The sequence below is a fragment of the Roseateles sp. P2_H4 genome, from assembly GCF_056403315.1.
In genome coordinates, this window is the sequence record NZ_JBFUFR010000004.1 from 39,596 (window position 1) to 59,985 (window position 20,390).

Consider the following 20,390-nt stretch of genomic DNA (forward strand, 5'->3'; position numbering starts at 1 on the left):
TGCATCAGCGGGCCCCTGACGCGCTCCTATAGTCCAAGCCCATAGTCCAACCGTGAGCATGCTTGTGAATGGCCTGCGCGTCCGCACCGCAAACATCCTGCTGGCGGCAGTCGCCATCGGCGTGACGACCGGCTGCGCGCTCAGACCGCCGGCCCAGGCCGCCAGTGATGCGATGGTGGCATTGATACAGGAGGCGTCGCCGGCCGTTGTGGGGGTGGGCAACGGCCGCGAAGTGATCGGCTCGGGCTTCAGGGTGGCCGGCACGCCGTGGGTCGTGACGGCTGCGCACGTGGCGCGCCAGCTCGGAACCCGGCCGACGATCACTTGGAAGGCCGTCAGCTGGCAGGTGCGCTTGTCCATCATCGACGAAGCGACGGACCTGGCCCTGCTGGAACTCGACGAGGCTGTGCCCCTTGTCGGCCTCAAGCTCTCTGAAGCCGACAGCGTTGCGGCTGGCCAGACCATCGTCGTGCTGGGGTGCCCGTTCGGCACCCTGCCCACTGCCACCACGGGCATGGTCAGTGCGCTGCCGGGGGCGGTGCTCCAGCCCCCATCGCTGGCGAATCAGCTGGAACTCAACGCTGCCATCAATCCCGGCAATTCAGGTGGCCCGGTCGTCGACCTGCAGGGCCGTGTCGTCGGGGTGGCCGTTGCCACCTTGTCGGGCGGGTATGGCCTGGGCTTTGCCGTGCCGGTCGACGCTCTCAGGCGCCTGCTGGCACGGCAGGCCGCGCTCAGCCGCACTGGCCCAGGAAGTCTAGGTTGACGGCCACCAGACCGCCGGTCTGCGTGTTCATCACGATCACGATGCCGACGCAGGGCAGCCGGCCCTGGTTGACGCGCGGCCAGCCCTTCGAGAAATACAGCATGTCGTTGGCGAGGCCTATTTCGTCATCGGCGATGTAGTCCGGCACGACCACGGCGCCCACCCCGCCCTGCTGCTGCAGGGAATTGCTGATCGAGATCACCTTGTTGATCAGACGGATACCGGCCGCGAGGTTGGTCGGGTTCCGCAGGGTCATCAGGTTGCGGATCAAGTCGCCGCCGATGCAGCCGACGAGTGCCACCTTCATCACGCTCGCGTCACGCCCGAAGCCTGAGCCGCCGATGCGGGTGGGCATGTAGTTGGGGCAGGCGAAGGCGAGCGACGAGCTGGCCAGGCAGTAGTCCAGCGACATGCCGCCCGGGTTGTTCTGGTTGATAACGTTGGCCGCGGCAATGTTGACGAGGCTGTTGGTCAGCGTGATTACCAGCTCGATGATGTTGCCGCGCGCCGTGCCCGACAGGTCAGTCAGGATGCCGAACATCGTCGAGAAGAACGAGAACTGGACGGGCTCGACACCAGCGTACATGGTGGTCACCGAGGCGCTCTGCCCGGAAGCCAGCGACGCGAACCATTCGCTGGACGCAATGGCCGCCGTCTTGGCGCGCGCCGCCGCCGGCGCCGGCGCCACGACAGGGATGCCCAGCATGCTGCCGCCCATCACCTTGATCGCATCCATCAGCTGGGGAATTTCCGTCGCCAACTGCTGGTTGATGGCGCCTTGCTGCTGCGATGCACCCAGCGTGCTGGTCTGGAGCGCATGCAGGGCCTGCAGCGACTGCTTGTACGCGGCCGCACCGTTTTGCAACGCGGTGATGGCGTTCGGATCAGGCGAGGCCACATTGATCGCCGCGATCTGGGCCTTCACCAGGCGGATCTTGGTGACCAGGTCGGCCAGGGCAGCAGCGTACTGCGCATCCTGGTTGCCGGGCGTGAAGCCACGCGCCTGCAGGATGCTGGGCGTCACCAGGTAGCCGTCCGGCGGCGCAGACGCGTTGGTCGCGTTGAGCACGGTGAAGCTGAAATCGCTGTTTCCGTTGACCGCGGTGAAGGCGGCCTTGGCCTGGCTCATCTGGTTGGGGTCCCCGCTCTGGCTGGCCTGCAACGCCAGCGCCATCGCGTTGCCCATCTGGCCGGCGTATTGGCCCGCCGTGTAGCTGACGTTGGCCGTGCCTGCGGGCAGCACCGTCACGTCCTCCGAGGCCGTCAGCGACGAGCCCACGAGGGACACGTTCACGTGATAGCGCCCGCCGGTCTCCTTGCCATAGTTCGGGTCCGTAGGGTCGGTGTCGGCGTAGAGGCCATTCGGGTCGATCGTCGGATTCGGGCTGATGAGCCGTTTGACGAGCTTGGGGAAAGACACGGTCAAGCCGTTGATGACCGGTGCGTTCCCGGTCACCGGCCCGGCTGCGCTGACCGACACGTTGAACTGCAGGCCGGCATTGCTTTGCACGACGCCGTTGCCGTCCTTGACGACCGGCACGACGGTGATGCTGCCGTTCGGTGCCACGAAGGCGTCGGAAAGCGTCACGCTCATCGACGGCGGGCCGCCCACGGGCGTTCCCGTGACGGTCCAGGTCAAGGCGGCCGGATTGAATGGCACCGTGCGGTCCTGGCGGATCGTGAAGGTGTCGGTGCTTGCCGTCGTGGCGCCGGCGGCCAGCGTGCCCAGGCTGACCGCGCCCTTGATGACCTGCGTGGCCGCCGAACTGCTGGTGACCGTGGCCTGCGCCTGGTTCAGCGCCGGCGTGCCGTTCTGGACGGCGATGGTGTAGGTGTAGTCGAAAGTCGTGCGCCCGACGCGCGTCGAACTCACCAGGCTGATGTTGGTGACGGTGGCAGCGGCATGAGCCCACGCCGGCAGCAGCAGTGCCGCGACCAGCAGCCCGAGCGTCGCCGCGAGCGATCGAATGGTGGCTTTCATCGTTGGGCTCCCCGAATGTTTGTGCGGCGACGCAGCAGGAAGGCCAGGGCGGCAACACCTGACACCATCAGCGCAGCGCTGTCGGGCTCCGGCACCGGAGCCAGCGTGGTGGTACCGGAGTACACGACCTGGAACGGGTTGGATGCCACCAGATCGAAGCTCTGAGAACCCGGCTGGGCCCCTGGGGCCACGGTGAAGTCCACGGAGAAACCCGTCAGCACGGTGCCTGCGGGAATGTGTCCGCCAGCATGGACTGCGTCCGCGAAGCCGCTGGCGGGGACGCTCGAGTCCGGCTGAATCGTCAAGGTGTCCCAGCCGGCAGGCGCGGTGAACGACGTGATGGTGGCAGTGACGGGGAGATCGAAATAGATGGTGAACTCATCGAAATCGACCGGTGCCGTCGAGTTGTCCACCACATACGAATAGCGCCAGGCATCGCCGCCCAGAGACACCAAGTTGTACTCAATGCTGGCAGCATTGGCGCCCGGCGCACTGAGTGCTGCGGCCACGACAAGACTCAGGGCTGCGCTCGGGAACGGCTTGTTCATCAATCCTCCAGACAGCAACAGACAGCGTTTCTCACGCGCGGCGGGCACGGGCGCCAGCCACCGAACCGAGTGTGCATGACCCATCCTTGCGGTCGTGTGACCGAAACCAAGGACATGCGCGGTCCATGCCGTCAAGCTAGGGGTGTCGCGGCCGCCGACCTGGGGTCAGGCCTTGCTTTCTCCTCCAGGATTCGTTGAGAGTGGCCTGCAGAACCAGACGGGTCAGTCAGTCGCGGGCGTCAACAGATCAACGGCCAGGGCCAGCAGTTCACGGCGCTTCATCGCGCTTGCCCCTTGTCCAGCAGGCCCCGCTGCCGCAGCCATTCCTCCACCCGCCTCGGCCAAGCCGACGCCGTGCCCAGCCCGTCCCGCATGCCGATCCCATGCCCGCCCTGCTCGAACAGGTACAGCTCAGCCGGCACGCCGGCGCGGGTGAGGGCCTGGTAGTACAGGATGCTGTTCTGCACTGGCACGGACTTGTCGCCCTGCGTGTGCAGCAGCACCGTGGGCGGGGTGGCGGCCGTGACCTGCTGCTCCAGGGAGGCGAGTACCAGCAGCGCGGGCGCGGGGTTGGCACCGAGCAGCGCGCGGCGCGAGCCGGCGTGGGCGGCGGGGTCGGTCATCGTGATGACGGGGTAGACGAGCACGGCGAAGTCGGGCCGGGCGCTGACGCTGTTGTCCAGCGCGGCGCCAGTGCGGCCGTCGGCATGGTCGAACAGCGTGCTGGCGCTGGCCGCCAGATGGCCGCCGGCGGAGCTGCCCATCACGCCGATGCGCTGGGGGTCGACGCCGAACTCGGCCGCGCGCGAGCGCACCAGGCGCAGCGCGCGCAGCACGTCCTGCAGCGGCGCGGGGTGGCCCCACTCCTGCAGCCGGCTCTTCAGGATGAAGGTGGTGATGCCCAGCGTGCTCAGCCAGGCGGCGTACTGCAGGCCCTCGCGCTGCCACGACAGGTAGCGGTAGCCGCCGCCCGGGCACAGGATGACGGCCGTGCCGTTGGGTCTGTCCACGGCGGGCGGCACGACGGTGAGCGTGGGCACCGACACGTTGGCGATGGCGCCGTTCGCGTCCACACTCTCGGGGCCGAGGTCGCCGCGCGCTGCTGGCGCATCCGCCCGCACGGCGGCGGGCACGCCTTCGGGCCAGAGCGGCAGCACGGTCGGCGTGGGCACGGCCCGGCTGAGCGGCGGCAGCAGGGTCAACCAGGGCGACAGGATCAGTGGGCGGCGCTGCATGCGTTCGGCGGGCCGGTGCTCGGGCCCTTCAGAGGCGTTGCGGTGCAGTTTGCCCGTGGAGGGCGCTCACGGCGGTGAGTGATTGCGGCGGCGCGGTCACCCACCGGAAGTGGCCCCGCAGGCCGGGTGCAGTTGTAGAGATTCGTGAGATCGCCGTCGCCGGCCCGGCGGGTGCACGGTCAAGCGGCCACAATTGGGCCCCGAATCGCCTGGCGCGATCTCGTGACCAGGGCATCCCGGGCGCGGTTCCGCCGTCCCTGGCCCGTCCAGCGGATGGCAAACCCTGGGTGCGCATCGCGCCAGCACACAAACTGCCCGTCTCTGAGCGCCCGTCTCTGAGCCATCTACCGGCTTCTTCAGCAAGCATCTTTCCATGCCCCGCACCCTGCGCATTTCCCCTCTGCTCCCTTCCCTTCTTGCCAGCGCGATCCTGATCGGCATGGCCGGGGCCGCCAGCGGCGCGGCGCATGCCAAGTCCAAGCCCCACGCGGCTGCAGCCCGCAAGGCCAAGGCCGCCCCCGCCGAGCAGGCGATGACGACCGACGCCAGCGGGCAGTCGGTGCCGGTGCTCGAGAACAAGGCGTGGGTGCTGATGGACTTCAACACGGGCCAGCTGCTGGCGTCGTCCAACCCGGACGAACCGCTGCCGCCCGCGTCGCTGACCAAGATGATGACCAGCTACCTGGTGGAGCAGGGCCTGAAGAGCGGCAAGTTCARGCCCAACGAGATGGTCACCATGAGCGAAAGCGCCTGGTGCCGCGGCGGCAAGGACGGCGACAGCTGCATGTTCGTGCCGCTCAACGAGAAGGCCTCCTTGATGGACATGCTGCGCGGCGTGGTCATCGCCAGCGGCAACGACGCCTCCAAAGCGCTGGCCGAACACGTCGGCGGCTCGGAGGCCGGCTTCGTCACGCTGATGAATGCCGAAGCCGCCAAGCTCGGCATGACGAAGACGCACTTCGCGAACGCGGCCGGCCTGCCGGACCCCAACAACAAGGCCTCGGCGAAGGACCTGGCCGTGCTGGCCGCGGCCATCATCCGCAACAGCGCCGAGTACTACCCGATCTATGCCGAGCGCGAGTTCACGTACAACAAGATCAAGCAGGGCAACCGCAACGCGCTGCTTTACACCGACTCGACCGTCGACGGGCTCAAGACGGGGCACACGGACGACGCCGGCTATTGCCTGACCGCCTCGTCCAAGCGCAATGGCATGCGCCTGATCTCCGTCATCATGAACGCGAACAGCAAGCAGGCCCGCGCCGACCAGACCCGGGTGTTGTTCAACTGGGGTTACGCCAACTTCGAGGAGGCGACGCCGGCGCAGCCGGGCGTGGCGCTGGCCAACGCCAAGGTGGTGTACGGCGTGGCGCCCGAGGTGGCGGCGGGCATGGCCAAGCAGTGGACGCTGGTGGTGCCCAAGGGCCAGGCCGCCGCAGTGAAGACCGAGGTGACGCTGAACCCGGGCCTCGAGGCACCCATCGCCAAGGGCGCCGTGATCGGCAAGCTGGTCGCGGTGGCCAACGGCAAGGCGCTCGGCGAGGTGCCGGTCGTCGCGCTGGCCGACGTGGAGCGCGCCGGCTTCTTCCTGCGCATCAAGCAGCGCATCGTCGGCTGGTTCTCGAAGTAACGCGTAGCCCAGGTACCGCGCCTCGCGGTACATCTCGAAATTGTGCCCCGGCGCTGTGAGCGAGCGGCGCACCATGCCGCCCAGAAGGTAAGCGCCTTGGCATGCGAGGAGAGGCGCCAGCCATGTCACCACTGCGCCGGCGTGGCGTCTGCGGGAGGACTGGCGGCACTGTCGGCATTGGCTATGAAGATTTCCAAACCCAGTGCCTGGGTCAGCTCGAACATGCGCTGCACACTCAGCGCGCCCAGGTCCGATTCCAATTCAGAGAAGCGGTTGGCGCTCAGGCCTATCCGCGCGGCCAATTCGCCCTGGGTGAGCCGACGCGCCTTGCGGGTGGTCTTAAGCAGCACGGCAAGTTGCTCGAGCGAGTAGATAAGGCGGTGCGTCATGGGGCGATCTCGATCTGGCCGGTTTTGCGTCGTATCGATTTGGTCGATGTAAGCCAAATATCGACTTGGCCGATAAAGCGTAAATATCGGCTGGGTCGACTTTCAGGGTTTGGGTGAGACGCCCAAACCCGTCGCCGCCCACCACACCCCACCCCACAGGTGATCCAGGTACCGCGGATCCTTGTACACCTCGACGTTGTGCCCCAGCGCCGTGACGAACACGCGGCCCTTCTCGTAGGAGTGCCACCAGCTCACCGGATGGTCGGCGCCCATGCCTTTGGCGACCTGGCCGGGCCAGATCCTGGTGGGGTCGTAGGTGCGCTCGTCCACGGCCAGCACGGGGTTCACTTTCACGCCATGCGGGTTGCTGAACTCGTACCACTCGTCGCTCCAGATCCAGCGGTCCGGCAGGCCGAAGGTGGCGGGGTGGGTGGCGTCGGCCTTGGTGACGACGGCCGTCTGCAGCATGGGGTGGATGACGAATGAACGGCCCACCAGCTTCTCGTACCAGGGCCACAGGCCCGGCTTGCTGATGATGGCGCGATGCACGACAACCGCGTTGCCGCCGGCCTTCATGTAGCGCTCCAGGCCGGCGCGCTGGGCCTCGTTGAATTCCTCGCCCGAGCTGTTCAGCAGCACGACCGCCGCGTACTTGCTCAGGTCGCCCTCGAAGGCGCCGGGCTGGGCCGTCCAGGTCAGCTCGAAGGTGTGCAGCTTGGCGAGCTTCTCGAAGCTGTCCCGCGCGATGGGGATGTACTCGTAGTGGTACTTGGTGGGCATGGCCAGCACCAGCAGCGAGAACTGGCCGTCGCCGGCCTGGGCGGGTACCGAGGCCGTGGCAACGGTGGCGGCCACGGCGAGGGTCTGCAGCGTCTTCTTCATGATCATGTTGCGGCCGATTCTTCCACCGGGGAGCTACGGGCGGCGCTCAAGCTATTGAGCAAGGTCTGCATGACTTTGAGGCCGAAGGCAAGGCATGGCCAGAATGCCCAGGCCGTTCCCGCTCGATGCTCCCATGACCGCCTTCTCCCTCGTCCCCACCGACCAGCTCGCCCCCGAGGCCCTGCACGCGGCCTTCGTGCGGGCCTTTGCCGACTACCTGATCGGCCCCTTCAACCTGGCCTTGGACCAATGGCCGGGCTTTGTGCTGCGCCAGGGCGTGGACCTGGGCCTGGGGCGCGCGGCGGTCAGTGCCGACGGCAGCGTGCTCGCCTTCGCGCTGGTGGCGCCGCGGCCGGCGCTCCAGCGGTGGCGGCTGGGCACCATGGGCGCGGTGCCGGAGGCGCGAGGCAGCGGCGCGGCGGTGCAGTTGCTGGAGGACTTTGTGAATCGGGGCCGCGAGGCCGGCTTGAAGGCGGTGGAGCTGGAGGTGTTCGTGCAGAACGAGCGCGCCGCCCGCCTGTACCGCCGCCATGGCTTCGTGGAGCGGCATGCCTTGCAGGGCTACCAGCGCATGGCCGAAGCCGGCGAGGCCCGCCCGCCGTTGGCCGAACTGGCCTGCACCCCCGCCGAGGCGCTGGCTTGGCTGCGCGAGGCGGAGGGAACCATAGTCGACCTGCCGCTGCAGGTGTGCGCCGATGTCGTGGGCGTGCTGACGGTGCCCTGGACGGCGTGGCGGCGCGGCAGCGCGCAGCTGGTGTTCACGGGCGACGTCGAGACCGGCGTCATCGTGCGCTCGCTCATCGCCCTCAACCCTGCCCAGCAGGACGCCGAGACCCTGATGCAGGCGCTGCTGGCGGCCTACCCCGGCGCCAAGGTCAGCGTGCCGGCCCTGCAGCGCGGCGACCTGGGCGGCGAGGCGCTGCTGCGCTGCGGCTTTGCCGTGGAGGCGCTGCACCAAGCCATCATGCGGCTGGATCTGGCGCCGGCTCTTCCGTAAGCAGCCAGCCACCCAGGCGCTGCATCGCCGCCGGCGTGCGCGCCAGGCTCCGGTGGTTGGTGCCGGCGAACTGGTGCACGGTCACGGCCGCGCCGGCGCGCTGCAGGGCGCGCACGAGGGTGTGCGAATGCGCGAGTGGCACCTGGCGGTCGCGCTCGGCCAGCAGCACCAGCACGTCGCCGCCCTTCACCGCCTGCGCGGCGGCGACGCTGTCCAGCGGTGAGCGCAGCCACGGCGTCAGCGGTGCGATCAACAGGTTGCGCCGCAGCACCGCGCGCAGGCTCTTGAGCGGGCTGATCAGCGCGACGCTGGCCACCGGCCGGCCCGCCGCAGCCAAGCGAGCGGCGAGCTGCATGGCCACGCCGGTGCCCAGGCTGCGGCCGGCCAGGTGCAGGGCGCCGGGCGGCAGATCCAGCCGGGCCAGCCCCCAGGCCGCGGCGGCTTCGGCATCGGCCACGCAGGCGGCCTCGCTGGGCCAGCCGCCGCTCTCGCCGAGGCTGCGGTAGTTGAAGGCCAGCAGCGCGCAGTCGTCGGGCAGCCAGCCGGCGAGGTCGGGCGTCCAGGCTACGTGCTCGTTGCGCCCGCCAAACCACAGCAGCAGGCGGCGCGGTGGCGGCGCATCGAGCGGCAAGGTCAGCCAGCCCTGCAGGCGCACGCCGCCGGGCCGCTCCAGCCAGACGGCCTCGGCGCGGCGCCGCGCGGCGGCGGGGCCGGGGTCGGTGCGGCGGATGACCCAGGTGCGGCCGAACAGCAATTTGCCCTGCAGTGCGGTGATGGCGGCGGCCAGCGCGGCACCGGCGAGCAGGGCCCAGGCCCAGGGTGGAAGGTTGGTGAGCAGCATGGGCGTCGGCGGGTTGAACCGCCGAGCCTAGGCCGCGGGCATGACAGGGCTGTGAGCCTCAGCGCGTGCAGGGCACCGTGCCGAGCGAGCGCGGAGCCACCATCGGCGCGACCTTGGGCGTCCACACCGTCAACGCCAGGCCCAGGCCGACCAGGGCGGCGCCGGCGATCTCGTTGGCATGCGGCGCCTCGCCCATCACGGCGCGCACGGCGATGACGGACACCGGCACCATGTTCAGGAACAGCGTGCCCATGGGCGCGCCGAGCTGCTTGACGCCGGCGTTGAAAGCCAGCACGCCCAGTACGGTGGGGATGAGGGCGATGTAGATGAGCTTGGGCGCCAGGCCCAGCACCAGTTCGGGTGACGGGGCGGGAGCCCAGCCCACGAGGGTGGCCAGCACTGCGGCCACGGCCAGCCAGGGCAGGGCGCCGATCGCCGTCAAGGCGGCGTACTCCAGCGGGCTGTGGTCGGGCAGCTTGGCCATGGAGCGCGTGTAGAACACCCAGCCCAGCGTGCCGGCCAGCGTGATGGCGTCGCCCAGCAGCATGCGGGAGCTAACTTCGCCAGCCTGGCCGATGAGGTTGGCCACGGTGGCCACACCAGCCAGTGCGAGGGCGGCGCCGGCCACGGCGCGCAGCGGCGGGCGTTGGCCGTCCAGCAGCCAGCGCAGGCCCAGCGTCGTGAAGGGCATGGTGGCCATGATGACGGAGCCGTGCGACGGCAGCGACAGGCGCAGCCCGTGGAAGACCATGATGCTGAACACGCCGTAGCCGGCCAGGCCGACGAGGCTGTGGCGCAGCGCGTGGCGGCGCAGCTTGGCCCAGGGCTGGCTGCCGGCAAAGTGCACCAGCAGGGCCAGCACGCTGGTGGCGAGGACGTAGCGCACCAGCGTGAACCAGACCGGGTCGAGCTGGGCGACGACGGGTTTGCCGATCAGGAAGAGGCTGCCCCAGGCCGAGGTGGCGAGCAGCAGGGCGACGATGGCGCGGGGGTTGGAGTTGGCAGTCATGGAGTTGCTCCAGACGGATTTCGATGGGAATCAGTCTGGGCGCCGCGCGCGAAACCATCCATTCGTTTCGGCCGACCGCCCCGTTCGGAAAAACCGCAAGCGCCCCACGGCAGCTGTGCCCAGAATGCAGGCCATGGAGATCTACCAGCTCAAGACCTTTGTCGCCGTGGCCACCGAGGGCAATCTGACGCGGGCGGCCGAGCGCGTGTTCACCAGCCCGCCGGCGGTCAGCGCCCAGCTGAAGGCGCTGGAGGACGAGTTCGGCGTGAAGCTGTTCGAGCGCAGCGCGCGCGGCATGGCGCTGACGCCCGCCGGCGAGCGCCTGCTGGCCGAGGCGCGGCGCACACTCTCGGCCGCCCAGGGCATGCAGGCCGCGGCCGCGCAGATCCGCGGCGAGGCGCGTGGCCAGGTGCGCATGGGCACGGTCAGCGACGCGGTGGCCCTGCGCCTGGGCGAGGTGTTCGTGCACCTGGCAGAGCACCACCCGGGGGTGCAGCTGCAACTGCAGCAGCTGGTGTCGCTGCGCGCGATTGCCGCCGTGCGCAAGGGCGAGCTGGACTGCGCCTGCGTGCTGCACGAGCACGCCGAGATCGAGGGCCTGGAGCTGCGGCGGCTGCAGGCCTGCGAGATCGTGCCCGTGGTGCCGCAGCGCCTGCTGCTGAGCGGCGGCCTGCCGCCCGACCTGGCCGGCCTGGCCGCCCTGCCCTGGGTGACGACGCCGCCCGACTGCGGCCTGCGCATCCACCAGGAGCGCCTCTTCACCCAGGCCGGTGCCGTGCTGGAGGTGGGCTTGCAGGCCGACACCGAGGTGGCCGTGCGCGGCATGGTGGCCGCGGGCATGGGCGCCGGCATGGTCAGGCGCGACCAGGCCGTGCTGATGGAGTCCGCCGGCCAAGCCCGCATCTGGCCGGGCTGGGCCGCGCCGACGTGGTTCTGCTGGATCAGCAGCCCGGCCGCCATGGCCGCACCGGCCGTGGCGGCGGTGCGGGATGCGGTGGCGCAGACCTGGGTCTGATCAGGTTCCGCGCAACTGAGCCACGGCGGCTTCGAACTGCTGGGCAGCCTGCTTCAGCTTGTCGAGCTCATCGTTGGCCCGCGCCAGGGTCTTCTGGGCGGCTTCGCGCGCCGCGGCTTCGCCACCGGCCGGTGCCGCGGTGATGGCGCCGATGCGGGTCTGGGCTTCCGTTAATGCGCGGGCCAATTGTTCGCGCAAGGCGTCCAGGCCGTCCGACTGCTTCTGCGCGGCGTCGAGCAGCTCTCTCTTGGCGGGCTCGATGTCACCCTGTGCGTTGCGCAGCCCGTCCAGGGTCTCGCGATCGCTCTTGATGTGAGCTTCCAGGCCGTCACGCTCGGTCGTCAGGGCCGCCTGCTGCCGCTGCAGGGCGGGGTCGGGCGGCGGCGCGCCACCATCGGCCCGCCCGCGCATGCCGTCGCCGGCGCTCTTGCTGCCGAAGTAGAAGCCGACGACCGTGGTGAGCAAGGTGATGATGGCGGTGAGCAGTTGCTTCTGGGCATCCACGGCCTCCGCCGGCCGGCCGGGCTTCACCGCGTACAGATTGAGCTTGGCATTGCTGCCCGGGTCGCTGCCCGACGCCACTCGGCCAGGTGACACGACGACGGGCAACACGGACGGCACCTCCTTGTAGCGCGCCAGTTCGTCAGCCAGCCTCGCCGCCGCCACCTCGGTCTGCTCGAAGGGCTTGTCGCCCAGGCGGGATTGACTGGCCTGGTTCTCGGGGTCGCCGAAGAACTTGAGGCCGAACACGGCGAACAGCACCATCACACCGACAGCCAGCAGCGTGCGCACCGAGCCCGACGGCAGGCCAAAGGCCTCGCTGGGATCGTTGAGCTTGAGGCCGCCGAAGACGATGGCCGTCAGCGTCAGCGCGGTGGCCGTCAACACCAGCAGGCCGACAAACCAGAGGGCGGAGTCGCTGCTCCTGTTTGGAAACGTCAACATGAGGGCCAGCACCGCGCAGACCGCCAGCAGGCCGATCACGCCCCATTTGACCCGCCGGGAAATCTTGTCGTCGTCCATGGCCGCCTCGCGCTGTGCAGGAAAGTCCGCCACGCTAGCCGGCATGGCCGCGCGGGGCATCCTCAGGCTTGCGGAACCCCGCCGCGGCGTTTAGCGGGTGCGGGGCCTGACGCTGGCCACCAGCGCCAGCAAAGCCAGCAGCACCAGCGCCAGGCTGGCCGGCTCGGGCAGCAAGGCCACGCCCTGGCCGCCCAGGTAGAAGCTGCCGCCGCGATTCCAGTCGTCGAAGGCGGCCTGGGTGGCGAAGCTGAAGTTCAGCGTGATGTCGTAGAGCACGCTGGAGCCAGCGCCGATCTGGCCGAAGTCGAACAGCGGCACGACCCAGTCGGCCTGGGTGGCGATGCCGGCGGCCGTGCCGCCCGGCGTCCAGGGGTTGCCGATCCAGCTGTCGTTGCCGACGTCGCCGAGCTTCAGGCTGCCGGTCGCGCCGCCGATGCTGAGCTTGACGCCGCCGCCGACGAAGGCCTGGTCGGCGTTGCTCCAAAGCAGGGAAGTGGCGGTGCCGCTGGACTCGTAGCTCCAGGCCCAGCCCAGGTACATGCCGAGGTGGGCGGCGCTGGCGCCGGTGTTGGTGGCGACCTGGTCGTGGAAGCTGACCGCGGCGGTGCGGGCGACGGCGTCGGAGGCATAGGTCCAGTTGCTGTCCAGCGTGCTCTGCAGTGCGTTGGATTCGACCCAGGCGGGCGCTGCGCTCGCTGCGGCGGCTACACAGGCCATCAGCCAGCCGGCAAGACCACGACGCAGCCAGGTGGCCAGGGGAGCGGATACCTTCATGAAACCACCTCTTGTTGGAGTGCGGGGCCGGGCATGCAAGTCGCGAGCCCGGTCGGGAAACGCCAACGCCCACAGCCACTTGCACCGGCGCGGTGCGGGCCGCGGCGGCGTGGCGTCAAGTTTCTCGACACCGCGTCACGGCTTGGTCATGCAGCGGCCCCGGCTTTTGCGCACACTCGCGCCATGGGCCATTCGCATACCCTCGCCGGCGAGCGCTTCCAGTTCGCTGATCTGCGCACCCTGCTCGCCAAGGCCAGCCCGCGGCGCTCGGGCGACGAGCTGGCCGGCGTGGCCGCCGCCAACGCGCGCGAGCGGGTCGCGGCGCAGCTGGCGCTGGCCGACCTGCCGCTGACGGCCTTTCTGAGCGAAGCCGTCGTGCCCTATGAAAGCGACGAGGTCACACGGCTGATCGTCGACACGCATGACGCCACTGCCTTCGCACCCATCGCCCACCTGACCGTGGGCGGCCTGCGCGATGCGCTGCTGGCTGAAGGCCTCGAGCCGGCGCAGATTGCTGCCGGCCTGACGCCCGAGATGGCTGCCGCCGTCAGCAAGCTCTGCCGCGTGCAGGATCTGATGCTGATCGCGCGGCGCTGCGAGGTCGTCACGCAGTTCCGCAGCACGCTGGGCCTGCGCGGGCGGCTGGCCACGCGGCTGCAGCCCAACCACCCGACCGACGACGAGGCCGGCATCGCGGCCAGCCTGTTGGACGGCCTGCTGATGGGCGCGGGCGACGCCGTCATCGGCATCAACCCGGCGACCGACAACCTGCCTCAGGTGATGCGCCTCGTGCAGATGCTGGACGCCGTCATCGCCCGCCACGAGATCCCGACGCAGAGCTGCGTGCTCACGCATGTGACGACGACGCTGGAAGCCATCCGCCGCGGTGCGCCGGTGGACCTGGTGTTCCAGTCCATTGCCGGCACGGAAGGCGCCAACCGCGGCTTCGGCATCACGCTGGCGCTGCTGGAGGAAGCGCAGCAAGCGGCGCTGGCATTGAAGCGCGGTGGGCGGCAGGTGATGTACTTCGAGACCGGCCAGGGCAGCGCCCTGTCCAGCGGCGCCCACCACGGCTGCGACCAGCAGACGCTGGAATGCCGCGCCTACGCGGTGGCGCGGCGCTTCGAGCCGCTGCTGGTCAACAGCGTCGTCGGCTTCATCGGGCCGGAGTATTTGTTCGACGGCAAGCAGATCCTGCGCGCCGGGCTGGAGGACCACTGCTGCGGCAAATTGCTGGGCCTGCCGATGGGCGTGGATGTCTGCTTCACCAACCATGCCGAGGCCGATGTGGACGACGTCGACAGCCTGCTGACGCTGCTGTGCGCGGCGGGTTGCAACTACATCATGGGCGTGCCGGGCTCGGACGACATCATGCTGGGCTACCAGAGCACCAGCTTCCACGACGCGCTGGCAATGCGCCGCCTGCTGGGCTTGCGGCCGGCGCCGGAGTTCGAGGCCTGGCTGCAACGGGTGGGCATCTTCGAGGCGGGTGACGTGCCGCGGCTGGCGGACGGATTGCCGGCGCCATTCGCGTCAATGCTGGCGGCGCTGCCGGAGCAGGCATGAGCTCAGCGCCGGGCCGCTCCAAGCAAGCTCGCTCCCGCTTGGCGGGACAGGCCGCAGGCCGAAGGGTGCACCAGTGAGCGTCGCCGAGCAACCCTGGTCCAGTCTGCGCCGCTACACGGCTGCACGCATCGGCCTGGGTCGTGCCGGCGCCAGTGTGCCCACCGCCGCCCACCTCGCCTTCCAGCAGGCCCACGCCGAGGCGCGCGACGCGGTGCACGCGCCGCTGGATGCGCCGGCGCTGCTGGCCGGCCTGCGCGCGCTCGGCGAGGCGCCGCTGCAGGTGCAAAGCCGGGCAGCGGACCGGGCGGTCTATCTGCAGCGGCCCGACCTCGGCCGGCATCTGGCCGACGCCAGCGCCACGGCCCTGGCCGCATTGCAGGCGCCCGAAAGCGATCTGGCCTTCGTGCTGGCCGACGGCCTCTCGGCCCTGGCGTTGCAGCGCCAGGCCTTGCCGCTGTTCACGGCGCTGCGCGAGCGGCTGTTGCAGGAGGGCAGTTGGACCTGGGCGCCGCCCGTGGTGGCGACGCAGGCGCGCGTGGCGCTGGGCGACGAGGTGGGGGCGCTGCTGAAGGCGCGTTGCGTGGTCGTGCTGATCGGCGAGCGCCCGGGCCTGTCGGCACCGGACAGCCTGGGCGTCTATTTCAGCTGGGCGCCGCGCCCGGGGCTGCTGGATGCCGAGCGCAACTGCATTTCAAACGTGCGCCCCGAAGGCCTGGCGCCGCACGCAGCTGCGGCCAAGCTGCACGGCCTGCTGCAACAAGCACGAACACGCCAACTCAGTGGCGTGGGCTTGAAGGACGAGCAGGACGAACGCGCCGTATCGCACGGCGCGTCGCCGCTGATGCGCTTGCTGGGCGGCTAGCGGCCGTGCCGCGGCGTCATGGTGTCGATGCCGGCACCGGGGTCTTCCTCGCCGGCTACCGAGTCATCGAAGGCGCCGTCCTTCACGTCGCGGGCGGGCCGCTGCTTGGCGGTCGGCCTTTCGACGTCGCCGGACTGCGGGGCGGTGGTGGCGGGTTCGGGCGGGATGGGGGGCGAGCGGGTCGGGTCGGGCATGGTGGCCTCCGGGGTCAATGAAAAGGGGCGGCAGCGCCGCCCCTTCAATCAGCAAACGGCAAGGGCCGGCTTACATCCACCAGGTCGAGCCGTAGTAGTCGTAGACCTTGCGGCCGTACTCGTCGTTGTAGGTGGGCGCTTCGTCGTTGGGGTAGCGCGGTGCACGCTCCAGCTGGGCCTTGTCGACGTTGACGACATAGCCGTCCTTGCTGGTGTCGTACTTCAGCTGATCCCAGGGCAGGGGGTAGCGGTCGGTACCCATGCCGAGGAAGCCGCCGAACTCCAGCGCGGCGTAGCGGACCTGGCCGGACTTCTTGTCGATGACGAGGTCGTCGATGGAACCGAGCTTGTCGCCACTGGGGCTGTAGACCTTGGTGCCTTCGACCTTGGAGGAAGAGATGGTGGGGGTGACGCTGGCCATGATGGAACTCCTGACAGGGTTGAACACGGGTCACGGGGCCGGCCTTGGCCTGCTCCGCCAGGTGCTGTGCACCATGGGTCCAATATGCATGGCGGCGCCTGCCGGCACAGTCGGGCCGGGCGCCCCGGTGCTGTAGGAGTGGACCGACCATGAGGTAACTCGGCGCAGCCCTTGCCGACACCGCAACAGCCAGCCCCAGCAAGCTGAAGGGAATCCATTCGATCAGCTGTCCAACAAAGTAGGCAAATTTGCAAGTTTTGCCTAAAATATTGGACAAATGACCACGACCAGTCTCTCGTTGCTGGATCGCCAGCTGCTGCTGCAACTGAGCGACCGTCTCAAGCGCCTGCGCCAGGAAAAAGGCATTGGCACGGTCGAGATGGCGAGCCGCGTCGGCGTTTCTCGCTCCACGCTCAGCGCGGTTGAAGCCGGCGACCCAGGCACTGCCATCGGGACGTATCTGCGGGTCATGGCGGTGCTGGGTGTCAGTGGCGAGCTTGCACTGTTGGCCGGCGATGCGCTGCAGCCGGCCTCATCAGGCTCAGCGGCAGCTCGTTCCAAGCGCAGCAAGCCCGTCGTGCAAGTGCTTGTCTCCGCCGACGAGTCCCGCCACCAGATCCAGGACCTCCAAAGCATCGCTCTGCATGCGGAGGCGGTCCGGGCCGTGAAGCGCAGTCCTGCGCTGCTCGACAAGGCCAAGGCGACGCTGCAACTCTGGCTGAGCACCAAGCCCTCTTCTCTCTCCGCGAGCCTGTGGGAGGAGTGGCAACACATTCTTCAAGGCCGCAACTGGCGCAAGGTGCTGGGTCGCACGCGGCGTGCGCAGGAGTTGCGCCAGGCCTCGCCGCTGCCGACCATCCTGCCTGCGGCAGTGCGACAGAAAATACTGGCAGCAGTCAGCGAACTCAAGAGCGGCGTGCGACTTGGGGGCGACCTCGATGGGGAAGCGCCGTGACCCGCGAGGAGCTGGAACACATCATCCGCGCGAGTGCGGACGTGACCGACCAGTACGAATTCATCATCGTGGGAAGCCAGTCCATCCTGGGTGCCGTCCCCAACCCTGACCCGGTCTTCACGGCTTCGGCTGAAGCAGACATCTACCCTCTGCAGGCGCCTGAGCTGGCCGACAAGATCGATGGCGCCATCGGTGAGGGGTCGCAGTTCCACGAACAGAACGGCTACTACGCGCAGGGCGTCGGCCCCGACACGGCGATCCTGCCGGATGGCTGGTTCCAGCGCGTGCATCGAGTTCAGAACAGCAACACCAACGGCCGGGTCGGCTATTGCCTGGACCTGCCGGACCTCTTCATGTCAAAGGCGGCGGCAGGCCGAGACAAGGATCGCGAGTTCTGCATGGCCATGCTCGAGCACCGCTATCTGCAGCCGAACCAAGCCCTGGACCTGGTCCGGCAAATGCCGCTGGATGGCCAGCAGCAACGCAGCCTGCGCGCAACCATCCGCCGCTGGGTCAAGGCACTGCGTGACGCGGGCAACGAAATACCGGAGGGTTAGCTCTCGTCCAGGCTGATCAGCCCCTCGCGGATGGCCCATTTGACGAGGCCGGCGATGTCGTTCAGGCCGAGCTTCTTCATCAGCCGGCTGCGGTAGGTGTCCACGGACTTGGGGCTGAGGTGCAGGGCTTCGCCGATGGCGGCGCTGGTGGCGCCCTGGGCCACCATCAGCAGGATCTGGCGCTCGCGCGGCGACAGGCCCTCCTCGTCGGGGGCCGTGCCGGCGCCGGTCAGCATGGAGGCGGCGAACTCGGCCGCCTGCGGGCTCAGGAAGCGCTCGCCAGCGGCCACGGCCTTGACGGCCTGCAACACCTCGGAGCTGGCCGAGCCCTTGAGCAGATAGCCCCAGGCGCCCAGGCGCAGCGCCTCGGCGACGTGGCGGGGCTGGTCGGACATGGTCAGCACGATGACGCGCAGCTGCATGCCGCGCTTGCGCAGCTCATCCAGCAGCTCGAAGCCGGAGCGCTGGCCCAGGCGCAGGTCCAGCAGCACGACGTCGGGCAGCAGGCGGCCGAGGTCGGCCAGGGCGGGCGTGGGGCCGGCGGCCTCGCCGATGACCTCGTGGCCGGCCGTCTCGAGCACGATGCGCAGGCCGTCGCGCATGATGGCGTGGTCATCGATCAGGTAGATGCGGCTCATCGGCGTCGGCCTCGTCGGTGGCGTCCCAGGTCAGTGCAACCATGGTGCCACGGCCGGGGCGGCCGTCAATGTGCAGATCGGCACCGATGGCCAGGGCGCGCTCGCGCATGCCGATGAGGCCGAGATGGCCGGGCCGCCCGGTGCCCGCCTGGAAGCCCTGGCCGTCGTCGCTGATGGCGAGTTCCAGCTGGCCTTCATCGCCCTCCAGGCTCACGGTGATGGCCTGGGCGCCGGCGTGGCGCATGGCGTTCAGCAGCGCCTCGCGGGCGATCATGAAGACGGCGTATTCGATGTCGGCCGGCCAGCGCTGCTGCTGGGCCGCCTCGCTGGCCTGCAGCTCGATGCGCGCTTCGCCGTCGCCGCCCTGGTGCTGGCGGATCTCGTTGTCGATGGCGGCGGCCAGGCCGAGTTCGTCCAGCAGCGGCGGGCGCATCTCGGCCAGCACGCCGCGCACCTGGCGGTTGGCCAGCACGATGAGGTTGGCGATGCGCTCGTCCATGCGCTCGCGCTGCTCGGCAGTGGCGCCGCGCCAGGCTTCCCAGTGCAGGCGCAGCGCGGCCAGGGTCTGGCCGAGTTCGTCGTGCAGGGACTGGGCGAGGCGGCGGCTGGTGCGCTTCTCCTGGTCGAGCAGGCGGCGGTTGAGCTGGGTGAGCTCGTCGCGGGTGACCTCGATGAGACGGGCCTGGGCGGCGCGCTCGCTGACGTCGCGCAGGATGAGGCCGAAGCGGGCCGAGCCGGTCGTCACGCCCAGCGCGTAGAGCGCGCCCTCGAAGCGGCGTTCGCGGCCATCGGGCGTGCGGCCCAGCACGCGCAACTCGCACCAGCCGTCGATCTGGGCGGCGCCCATCCAGGCGGCGCAGCCGTCGAAGCCGGGCAGCAGCGTGTCCAGCTTGCGGCCCATGGCGTCGGCAGGCGCGTGACCGCTGAGCTGCGCGGCACCGCGGCTCCACTCCAGCACGTGGCCGTCCATGTCCAGCGTCGCGAGCAGGGTGTCCACGGCCGCGTCGGCCAGCGCGCTGTCGAAGACGCGACCCCACGGCGTCAGCAAGCGGCGCGCGGCCCAGAAGCCCGCGGCGGCCAGCAGCAGCGCGGCGGCGACGCCCACCCACAGCATGGAAGAGGTCAGCTGGTGCAGCGGGGCGAGGGCCACGTCCTCGCGTTGCAGCACCACGGCCCGCCAAGGCAGCAGCGGCGCGTCGCCACTGCCCAGGCCGCGCAGGGCCGATTGGGCCAGCAGCCAGGCCTCGCCGTCGTCAGCGCGCCAGCGCTGGGGCTTGGGGTGGGCGGGCGGCAGGCCGGCGGGCACGATGGTGGTGGGCGCCACATTGCGCGCGCCGGGTTCGGTCAGCACCAGGCCGCGCAGGCCCTGGGCTGCGGCGTCGGCGGGCTCGCCCAGGCTGAGCGCCAGTTGCTCGTTGACCCAGTCCAGGCCCAGGTGCACCGCCACGACGCCGACGACCTCGCCGGCGTCGTCCAGCACCGGCTCGCCGATGTCGATGAGCTCGCGCACGCCGCCGGGCAGGCGCGCCATCAGCGGCGCCAGCGTGACGGGCTCGTGCACGTCGCCCACCATGCCGTCCTTGCCGCGCTTGAACACCGGCCGCTGCGCGATGGAGGCGCCCTCCAGCCAGCCCCGGCTGCCGGCGATGACCTGGCCGTCCATGCCGACCAGGCCGGCCCAGACGAAGCGCGGCGAGCGCTCGACGAGTTGGTCCAGCTCGGCCCGGGCCCGCTCGGGCGACGCACCCGGGCGCAGCAGCGGCGAGCGCGCCAGCAGGCGCACCTGGCTGACGGCGTCCCGCAGCGCCAGCTGCAGCTGCAGGCCGAGCACGTCGGCGCGCTGCTGGTTGCTCACCAGGCTGCGTTCGATGAGCTCGGCACCGAGCAGGCGCTGCTCGAAGCCCAGCAGCACGCAGGTGAGTGCCGCCACGGCAAAAGCCGGCAGCAGCGCGAAGCGCCAGGTGCTGGGCCGCGCGGCGCGGGTCATGCGGTCATGGCAGCGGCGCGACCGAAATCGCCCGCAGCGATCTCATGCTCCCCTGGGGTCACCGCAGCGTCGTCGCGCATGGTTCACCTGCTCCCTTGTTTGGCCAGGCGACCACTGTCG

At 69.8% G+C, this 20,390-nt stretch carries 21 protein-coding genes; 8 read left to right on the forward strand and 13 right to left on the reverse strand.

Features of this window, described 5'->3' with window-relative positions; translation table 11 throughout:
• Nucleotides 1-58: 58 nt before the first annotated feature.
• On the forward strand, nucleotides 59-766 hold the full coding sequence (locus AC1DW3_RS04105; RefSeq protein WP_477929163.1) for a S1C family serine protease: 708 nt from the start codon (nucleotides 59-61) through the stop codon (nucleotides 764-766).
• Here AC1DW3_RS04105 and AC1DW3_RS04110 read toward each other — a convergent pair.
• From AC1DW3_RS04110 to AC1DW3_RS04120, 3 genes are all read right to left on the reverse strand, one after another.
• Nucleotides 735-2,747 carry a hypothetical protein gene (locus AC1DW3_RS04110; protein WP_477928837.1) on the reverse strand — a complete coding sequence of 671 codons (2,013 nt, stop codon included), beginning with the start codon at nucleotides 2,745-2,747 and terminating at the stop codon, nucleotides 735-737. The genes AC1DW3_RS04105 and AC1DW3_RS04110 overlap by 32 nt on opposite strands.
• Nucleotides 2,744-3,295, reverse strand: coding sequence for a PEP-CTERM sorting domain-containing protein (locus AC1DW3_RS04115; RefSeq protein WP_477928839.1), 552 nt, complete (start codon nucleotides 3,293-3,295; stop codon nucleotides 2,744-2,746). The genes AC1DW3_RS04110 and AC1DW3_RS04115 overlap by 4 nt, the downstream gene beginning before the upstream one ends.
• 278 nt (nucleotides 3,296-3,573) lie before the next feature.
• Nucleotides 3,574-4,530 carry an alpha/beta hydrolase gene (locus tag AC1DW3_RS04120; RefSeq protein WP_477928841.1) on the reverse strand — a complete coding sequence of 319 codons (957 nt, stop codon included), beginning with the start codon at nucleotides 4,528-4,530 and terminating at the stop codon, nucleotides 3,574-3,576.
• A 373-nt stretch (nucleotides 4,531-4,903) separates the two neighbouring features.
• Between AC1DW3_RS04120 and AC1DW3_RS04125 the strand changes: the two genes are divergently transcribed.
• Entirely contained in the window at nucleotides 4,904-6,160 is a 1,257-nt protein-coding gene (locus AC1DW3_RS04125; protein ID WP_477928843.1) for a D-alanyl-D-alanine carboxypeptidase family protein, read from the forward strand.
• 125 nt (nucleotides 6,161-6,285) lie between these two features.
• Here AC1DW3_RS04125 and AC1DW3_RS04130 read toward each other — a convergent pair whose 3' ends face one another.
• Nucleotides 6,286-6,549: a helix-turn-helix domain-containing protein gene (locus tag AC1DW3_RS04130; RefSeq protein ID WP_477928845.1), complete on the reverse strand. Its 264-nt coding sequence runs from the start codon at nucleotides 6,547-6,549 to the stop codon at nucleotides 6,286-6,288.
• 102 nt (nucleotides 6,550-6,651) lie between these two features.
• Nucleotides 6,652-7,431 carry a ThuA domain-containing protein gene (locus AC1DW3_RS04135; protein WP_477928847.1) on the reverse strand — a complete coding sequence of 260 codons (780 nt, stop codon included), beginning with the start codon at nucleotides 7,429-7,431 and terminating at the stop codon, nucleotides 6,652-6,654.
• 133 nt (nucleotides 7,432-7,564) lie between these two features.
• Here AC1DW3_RS04135 and AC1DW3_RS04140 point away from each other — a divergent pair, with 133 nt between their 5' ends.
• A complete protein-coding gene (locus AC1DW3_RS04140) occupies nucleotides 7,565-8,428 on the forward strand; it encodes a GNAT family N-acetyltransferase (RefSeq protein ID WP_477928849.1) in 864 nt (287 codons plus the stop codon).
• Here the strand turns inward: AC1DW3_RS04140 and AC1DW3_RS04145 are convergent.
• Both AC1DW3_RS04145 and AC1DW3_RS04150 read right to left on the reverse strand, forming a co-directional pair.
• A complete protein-coding gene (locus AC1DW3_RS04145) occupies nucleotides 8,394-9,269 on the reverse strand; it encodes an alpha/beta hydrolase family protein (protein ID WP_477928851.1) in 876 nt (291 codons plus the stop codon). The genes AC1DW3_RS04140 and AC1DW3_RS04145 overlap by 35 nt on opposite strands.
• Before the next feature lie 58 nt (nucleotides 9,270-9,327).
• Entirely contained in the window at nucleotides 9,328-10,278 is a 951-nt protein-coding gene (locus tag AC1DW3_RS04150; RefSeq protein ID WP_477928853.1) for a DMT family transporter, read from the reverse strand.
• 133 nt (nucleotides 10,279-10,411) lie between these two features.
• Between AC1DW3_RS04150 and AC1DW3_RS04155 the strand changes: the two genes are divergently transcribed.
• The gene (locus tag AC1DW3_RS04155; RefSeq protein ID WP_477928854.1) at nucleotides 10,412-11,293 is read left to right on the forward strand and encodes a LysR family transcriptional regulator; all 882 of its coding nucleotides are present in this window, start codon (nucleotides 10,412-10,414) and stop codon (nucleotides 11,291-11,293) included.
• Here the strand turns inward: AC1DW3_RS04155 and AC1DW3_RS04160 are convergent, their stop codons facing one another.
• Together AC1DW3_RS04160 and AC1DW3_RS04165 are read right to left on the reverse strand one after the other, a co-directional pair.
• Entirely contained in the window at nucleotides 11,294-12,316 is a 1,023-nt protein-coding gene (locus tag AC1DW3_RS04160; protein WP_477928856.1) for a hypothetical protein, read from the reverse strand.
• Nucleotides 12,317-12,406: 90 nt separating this feature from the next.
• Entirely contained in the window at nucleotides 12,407-13,090 is a 684-nt protein-coding gene (locus tag AC1DW3_RS04165) for a hypothetical protein (protein ID WP_477928858.1), read from the reverse strand.
• A gap of 183 nt (nucleotides 13,091-13,273) precedes the next feature.
• On the opposite strand from AC1DW3_RS04165, the gene AC1DW3_RS04170 reads away from it, so the two are divergent.
• Together AC1DW3_RS04170 and eutC are read left to right on the forward strand one after the other, a co-directional pair.
• Nucleotides 13,274-14,656 (forward strand): ethanolamine ammonia-lyase subunit EutB, encoded by a 1,383-nt coding sequence (locus AC1DW3_RS04170; RefSeq protein ID WP_477928860.1) that lies wholly within the window; start codon nucleotides 13,274-13,276, stop codon nucleotides 14,654-14,656.
• A 73-nt stretch (nucleotides 14,657-14,729) separates the two neighbouring features.
• On the forward strand, nucleotides 14,730-15,518 hold the full coding sequence (gene eutC, locus AC1DW3_RS04175) for an ethanolamine ammonia-lyase subunit EutC (RefSeq protein WP_477928862.1): 789 nt from the start codon (nucleotides 14,730-14,732) through the stop codon (nucleotides 15,516-15,518).
• On the opposite strand, the gene AC1DW3_RS04180 is transcribed toward eutC, so the two are convergent.
• Together AC1DW3_RS04180 and AC1DW3_RS04185 are read right to left on the reverse strand one after the other, a co-directional pair.
• Nucleotides 15,515-15,712: a hypothetical protein gene (locus AC1DW3_RS04180; RefSeq protein ID WP_477928864.1), complete on the reverse strand. Its 198-nt coding sequence runs from the start codon at nucleotides 15,710-15,712 to the stop codon at nucleotides 15,515-15,517. The genes eutC and AC1DW3_RS04180 overlap by 4 nt on opposite strands.
• Nucleotides 15,713-15,782: 70 nt before the next feature.
• On the reverse strand, nucleotides 15,783-16,133 hold the full coding sequence (locus AC1DW3_RS04185) for a PRC-barrel domain-containing protein (RefSeq protein ID WP_477928866.1): 351 nt from the start codon (nucleotides 16,131-16,133) through the stop codon (nucleotides 15,783-15,785).
• A gap of 277 nt (nucleotides 16,134-16,410) precedes the next feature.
• Here AC1DW3_RS04185 and AC1DW3_RS04190 point away from each other — a divergent pair, with 277 nt between their 5' ends.
• Nucleotides 16,411-17,088 carry a helix-turn-helix transcriptional regulator gene (locus AC1DW3_RS04190; protein ID WP_477928868.1) on the forward strand — a complete coding sequence of 226 codons (678 nt, stop codon included), beginning with the start codon at nucleotides 16,411-16,413 and terminating at the stop codon, nucleotides 17,086-17,088.
• A complete protein-coding gene (locus tag AC1DW3_RS04195) occupies nucleotides 17,085-17,645 on the forward strand; it encodes a DUF6036 family nucleotidyltransferase (RefSeq protein ID WP_477928870.1) in 561 nt (186 codons plus the stop codon). Before AC1DW3_RS04190 ends, AC1DW3_RS04195 begins: the two co-directional genes overlap by 4 nt.
• Here the strand turns inward: AC1DW3_RS04195 and AC1DW3_RS04200 are convergent.
• Nucleotides 17,642-18,283, reverse strand: a complete 642-nt coding sequence (locus AC1DW3_RS04200; RefSeq protein WP_477928872.1) for a response regulator — start codon at nucleotides 18,281-18,283, stop codon at nucleotides 17,642-17,644. The genes AC1DW3_RS04195 and AC1DW3_RS04200 overlap by 4 nt on opposite strands.
• Nucleotides 18,258-20,270: an ATP-binding protein gene (locus tag AC1DW3_RS04205; RefSeq protein WP_477928874.1), complete on the reverse strand. Its 2,013-nt coding sequence runs from the start codon at nucleotides 20,268-20,270 to the stop codon at nucleotides 18,258-18,260. The genes AC1DW3_RS04200 and AC1DW3_RS04205 overlap by 26 nt, the downstream gene beginning before the upstream one ends.
• Nucleotides 20,271-20,390 lie beyond the last annotated feature (120 nt).